This window comes from Deltaproteobacteria bacterium (assembly GCA_009930495.1).
GTDB lineage: Bacteria > Desulfobacterota > Desulfovibrionia > Desulfovibrionales > Desulfomicrobiaceae > Desulfomicrobium.
Window position 1 is genome coordinate 1 of sequence record RZYB01000157.1, and the last position, 6,112, is coordinate 6,112.

The window sequence follows — 6,112 nt, forward strand, 5'->3', positions numbered from 1 at the left end:
GAACGTGCGCGCGATGCCGCTTTCGACAATGGCGTGGGTGGGGAGGCCGACCAGATTCCGCCCATCGAAGAGAACCGTGCCCGTGTTGGGCTGGTAATTTCCGGTGATGAGGTTGAAGACCGTGGTTTTTCCCGCGCCGTTGGGGCCGATGAGGCCGACGATGGAATCGTGCTCCACGGTGAAACTGACGTCGTTGACGGCCATGAGGCCACCAAAAGATTTGGTCAGATTGTCGATCTGGAGCAAGGTCATCGGGAACCTCCAGCCGGCGGGGCGGACACTAGATAGCGCTTGGGGCCTGGCGGGAGCAGTCCCTGGTTGCGGAAGATCATCATCAAAACCATGGCCGCGCCAAATACAAGCATGCGGTATTCAGCCAGGCCTCGAAAAATTTCCGGCAGGCCGACCAACAGGAACGCGCCCAGGATAACACCCGGGATGCTGCCCGCCCCCCCGAGAATGACGATGGTGAACAGAATGACTGATTCGGCGAAAGAGAAGGATTCCGGAGCAATGATGGTCATTTTCGCGGCGTAAAGCGTGCCGCACATACCGGCCCAGACCGCGCCGATGACAAAGGCCACCAGCTTGTGGTGGGCGACATTGATGCCGCTGCCGCCGGCCGCGACTTCATCTTCCTTGATGTACAGCAGGGCGCGGCCGAATCGGGAATGTTCCAGTCGCAGCAACAGAAAGATGGTCAGGGCCGCGAACCCCCAAATCAGGTAAAAGAACTGTTCGGGCTTGGCGATTTTGTAGCCGAAAAAGGTCGGGCGGCTGATGCCGAAGATGCCATTGGCTCCGCCGGTGATACCAAAAACGTTGTTGATTAGGGCGATGCGCACGATTTCGACAATGCCGATGGTCACGATGAGCAGATAATCCCCGCGCAGATGGATGATGGGTCTGGCCACGATCAGGGCGAAAACGCCGGCTGTCAGCCCTGCCAGGGGCATGAGCCAGAGCACCGGGATGCCGTACATGGTGTTCAGAATGGCGACCGTGTAGGCGCCTATGGCGTAGAAGGCCGCGTGCCCCATGTGAAACAAGCCGGCGTGGCCCAGGATGACATTCAGACTCAGGGCGAGGATGGTGTAGAGCCCGACATTGTTGATGACGTCGGTCCAGTAGGCATCGAGAAAAAGGGGACATACCGCCATGACAGCGGCAAAACCGATGAAAAGGAAGGATTTGTTCATACTTTTTCCGCAACCCGTTCGCCCAGCAAGCCCGTGGGCCGGATAATCAGGATGAGGATCAGGACGCAGAACGCGATGGCGTCCTTCCAGGCAATGGAAATGTAGGCGGCTCCCAGGGCTTCGATGACGCCCAGAAGCAACCCTCCGACCATGGCTCCGGGGATGTTGCCGATTCCGCCCAAAATGGCGGCGGTGAAGGCCTTGAGGCCGTACATCCAGCCCATGCTGAAATTGATCTGACCGTAGTACAGGCCGACCATGAGCCCGGCCGCGCCACCTAGCGCCGGACCGATACAGAAAACGAGCATGATGACCCGGTCGACATTGATGCCCATGAGTTTGGCCGCGCCCTGGTCAATGGCCGCCGCTCGAATGGCCGTGCCGATTTTGGTTTTCTGGATGAAAAAGTACAGGGCGGCCATGAGCACCAGCGAGGTCAGAAACATGACGATCCGGATGACGGGAATGTCCAGGCCCAGGATGTTGACGGCGGCCTTGGGCAGGATGTCGTGCGGGTAGACCAGGAATTTGGGGCTGTAGATGGCCATGATCGCGTTTTGGAAAAAGATCGAGGCGCCAAGCGCCGAGACCACGGCCGAGAGCCGGGGCGAGTGGCGCAGGGGTTTGTAGGCGACTCGTTCCAGGATGGCGCCGATGATGGCCACCAGGATCATGACCATGACCGCGAGCAAGAGCACCGCCGCCAGCGGGCCGATTTTGTCGAAGAGACCGAAGGACACGAGCAGGGTCAGACCGAGATAGGCGCCAATGGTGAACAGGTCGCCATGGGCGAAATTGATCAGTTTCAAGACCCCGTAGACCATGGTGTAGCCGAGGGCGATCAGGGCGTAGATGCCACCTACCGCCAGGCCGTTGGTCAATTGCTGAAAAAATTCTTCCATAGGGTGTGGGTGGGCAAGATGTTGGAAAAAAGGGACCCCTTTCCGGTGAAAGGAGTCCCTTGACGTTTACGGCTGCAGGACGAAGTTGCCGGCGGCGTCGACTTTGTACACGCGGTACAGGTCGCCGACACGATCACCCTTGTTGTTGAAGGAAATCATGCCGGTCAGGCCGGGGAAGTCCTTCAGGCTTTTTGTCAGGTAGGCAGCCAGTTTTTCTCCCTCGGTCGCCTTGGATTTGGCGATGGCCTCGGCGATGACGCGATAGGCGTCGCCAGCCAGCACGGCCCAGACAGAGCCGGGGGCGTTGCCGTATTTGGACTTGTAGGCGGTCATGAAGTTCTTGGCTTCCGGGGTATCCAGGTCGGCTGGAACCGGCGGGCTCAGGAACATATAGCCCTCGGCCGCCTTGGGCCCGGCAATTTTGACCAGATCCGGATTGTTGGTGGCGTCGCCACCGATCATGGGCACGTTCCAGTTCATTTCCATTTTTTGGCGCAGGAGCATGCCGGCTTCGGGATAATAGCCGGTGAAAAAGATGACGTCCGGCGCGGCGGATTTGAGTTTGGTCAGGATGGCGTTGTAGTCACGTTCGCCGGGAGTGAGGGCGTCATAAAAGGCGATGGTCTTGCCTTCTTTTTCGAGCAGGGCCTTGGCTTCGTCGGCCAGACCCTTGGCGTAGGAGGTGTTGTCGTGGAGGACCGCGATTTTTTTGAATCCCAGGGTGTTGAGTGCCTTGGCGGCGACCATGCCCTGTTCGTCATCGCGGGGACAGGTCCGGAAGAACAGCGGGAGATCCTTTTCGGATAGGCGAATGGCGGTGGAACCCGTGGCGACCTGGAGGATGCCGGATTCGGCGTAGATGTTCTGGGAGGCTTCGGTCACGGACGAGCCATAGGTGCCGATGACCGCGGAAATGTCCTTGGTGGTCAGGCGGGTGGCGGCCAGGGCGGCCTGCCGTGGATCGCCGCCATCGTCCTCGACCACGATTTCAACCTGGGCGCCGTCAATGCCGCCGGCCTTGTTGGTTTCGTCGGCCAGGAGCTCGACGATCTGCTTCATGTCCTGGCCTTCGCTGGCCCAGGAACCCGTCAACGGACACATGAGGCCGATGCGGATGGTTTTGGCCCAGGCCGGGCCCAGGGCCAGGAAAAGCGCGGCTAGGGTCAGGCATCCAAGTGTCGTCAGTTTCCTCTTCATGAACTCCTCCTTCAGGTTGCGGTGCCCTTGGGTTCGCTACCGCGAACCCGTGTCAAGGTGTGGATACGAAACCGGAAAAAATCCGGATTGTCCTTTGGGGGAGAATCTCCGGCCACCAGGGGGCGGAGTTTACAAATTTTGTAAAAAAGTCATACAGGAGAAAGGGTTAAAAATCAAATTCTTTCCAAAAAGAGGAACTAATTTTGGCGTAATGAAAATGAATCTGAATTTAATTCTGAAAAAAGAAATAACTCGGAATTAAATTTTGTTTTTCGCGTCTTCAGTCCCTTCCCTCCGGAGTCTGCCCGTAAAATAACGTTGTCATGATGGGATGAAAAAAAGCCCGGCGCCATGCGAGAGCATGACGCCGGGCGCCGCAATGAGGGAGGGGAAAACTCAGATGATCCAGTCGTCGTCGGCCTCGATGGGGGCAAAACCCCGGCGCATGGTGTTTTCGCAAACCACGCGCGGGTCCAGGAATTGGAGAAGATAATCCGGACCGCCGGATTTGGAGCCCACTCCGGACATGTTGAAGCCGCCAAACGGATGCCGCTCGACCAAGGCCCCGGTGGAGCCGCGATTCAGGTACAGGTTGCCGACATTGAACTGTTCCCGCGCTTTGTCCAGATGACGCGGGCTGCGCGAGAACACGGCGCCGGTCAGGGAGTAGCGGGTGGAATTGGCCCATTCGATGGCTTGGTCGAAATCCTTGACCTTCATGACCGCGAGTACCGGACCAAAAACCTCTTCCTGGGCGATACGGTGGGCCGGTGTGATGCCCTCGACGATGGTCAGGGGTGCGTAAAAGCCTGTTTCCGGGAGCTGGGCTTCGTACAGGAGCTTGCCTTCGTTTTTGGCGATATCGATGTATTTCAGGATGTTGGCCTTGGATTTGTCGTCCACCACCGGCCCCATGGAGTAGGTCGGATCCTCGGCCGGACCAATGGCCAGGGATTTGGCGCCCTCGACCAGACGTTCGATGAACTTGGCGTAGATGGGTTCGACCACGATGACCCGGGAGCAGGCCGAGCATTTTTGTCCCTGGAAGGCAAACGCCGAATTGAGGATTTCCCTGATGGCTTCGTCCAGATCGGCGTCGTCGTCGATGATAATGGCGTTTTTGCCGCCCATTTCGGCGATGACCCGCTTGATCTGTTTTTGTCCGGGTTGGACCACGGAGGCTTTGTTCACGATGCGTTGCCCGACTTCCATGGAACCGGTGAAGGCAATGAGGGAAATGTCCGGATGTTCGACCAGATAGTCACCCATGACCGCGCCCCGGCCGGGGACATAGTTGAACACGCCGGCGGGCAGGCCTGCCTTGCGGAAGACTTCCGCCAACGTGAAGCCGACCACGGACGAGGGGCCGGCCGGCTTGTACAGGACCGGGTTGCCGGCGACGATGGCGGCCGAACTCATGCCGGCACTGATGGCCATGGGAAAATTCCAGGGCGCGATGACGGCGGCAATACCCTTGGGCTGATAGACAAGGTGGCTCATTTCGCCCGGTGCCCGGCCCATGCGTTGGGGCTTGCCGAGGCGGATCATTTCCCGGGCGTAGTACTCCATGAAATCGATGGCCTCGGCCACGTCGGCCTGGGCCTGGTCGAATTGCTTGCCGACTTCCAGCACTTGCCAGGCGGACAGATTGTAGACGTCCGCGCGGGCGATTTCGGCCGCCTTGAGCAGGTAGCCGGCGCGGTCTTCGGGGGACAGGGCCTTCCAGGCGGGGGCGGCGGCCTTGGCCGCTTCGATGGCCAGGTCGATTTCCTTGGTTGATGCCTGACAGATGGTGCCGATGACTTCGCCCGGGTTGGCCGGATTGACGGAGGTCAGCGTGTCGGCCGTGCGTACTTCCTGGCCTCCGATGACCAACGGGTATTCCCGGCCAAGTTGGGCGCGCACGTTTTTGACGGCCAGGATGAATGCCTCCCGAACAGAAGCCTGGGTGAAGTCGGCAAAGGGTTCGTTTTCGAATCGTCCTGGTCCGGTGCTGTCGGGAACGGATTTTGGAGCGCGCTGTTTCTTTTCCCGCTCCACGGTTAGGAGCGGATTTTCCAGCAGGCGTTCCACCTCGGCTTCCTCGGCAAAAGACTGGCGCAGGAAGGATTCGTTGGCGGTGTTTTCCAGCAGCCTGCGCACCAGATAGGCCATGCCGGGCAGCAAATCGCCGTAGGGCGCGTAGAGGCGGACCCGCTTGGCCACATTTTTGAGGCCTTTGCGCACGGGCTCGGCCATTCCATAGAGAACCTGAAATTCGTAGCGATTTTCGGGTACGTTGAGCTCTTTCGCCATTTCCATGATCGCGGAAATGGTCCGGATGTTGTGCGAAGCGCAGCCAAAATGGCAGATATCCTGGTTTTCCAGGATAAGCCGGGCATGGCGTTCATAGGCTGCGTCGCTTTCGGCCTTGATGGTCCAGACCGGGATGGGCCAGCCGTTTTGTTTGGCGATGACGGTCTCTGAATCCCAATACGCGCCCTTGACCAGGCGGATGGAGATGGGAAGCTGCTTGGCCCGGGCCCAGGCCAGCAGGCCGGCCAAGTCTTGGTCCGTGTCCTTGAGGTAGGCCTGGAGCACGATGCCCAGGTGTGGATAGTCGCGGAATTCCTCGCTGTCGCGCAGACGGCGGTACACTTCCAGGGTGATGTCCTTGAATTTGTACTGCTCCATGTCAATGCGCATGAAGCCGTTCATTTCCCGAACCTTGCGCAGGATCACGGCCAAGCGGTTGTAAATGCCCCGGACCGAACCCTCGAAATCCTTGGGCGAAGCCTGGGAAAACAGGGCCGTGGGCTTGACCGAGACGTTGAC

5 protein-coding genes are annotated in these 6,112 nt (G+C 59.0%); all 5 read right to left on the bottom strand.

Annotated features, from left to right (window positions below; all coding sequences use genetic code 11):
- On the bottom strand, positions 1–252 hold a 252-nt coding region (locus EOL86_11330), incomplete at its 3' end, for an ABC transporter ATP-binding protein (GenBank protein NCD26167.1).
- On the bottom strand, positions 249–1,199 hold the full coding sequence (locus EOL86_11335; GenBank protein NCD26168.1) for a branched-chain amino acid ABC transporter permease: 951 nt from the start codon (positions 1,197–1,199) through the stop codon (positions 249–251). The genes EOL86_11335 and EOL86_11330, both read right to left, overlap by 4 nt.
- The gene (locus EOL86_11340) at positions 1,196–2,101 is read right to left on the bottom strand and encodes a branched-chain amino acid ABC transporter permease (GenBank protein ID NCD26169.1); all 906 of its coding nucleotides are present in this window, start codon (positions 2,099–2,101) and stop codon (positions 1,196–1,198) included. The genes EOL86_11335 and EOL86_11340 overlap by 4 nt, the downstream gene beginning before the upstream one ends.
- Positions 2,102–2,167: 66 nt before the next feature.
- Positions 2,168–3,298: a branched-chain amino acid ABC transporter substrate-binding protein gene (locus tag EOL86_11345; GenBank protein NCD26170.1), complete on the bottom strand. Its 1,131-nt coding sequence runs from the start codon at positions 3,296–3,298 to the stop codon at positions 2,168–2,170.
- 396 nt (positions 3,299–3,694) lie between these two features.
- Positions 3,695–6,112, bottom strand: a 2,418-nt coding sequence (gene pruA / locus EOL86_11350; GenBank protein NCD26171.1) for an L-glutamate gamma-semialdehyde dehydrogenase, incomplete at its 5' end; no start/stop codon positions are given.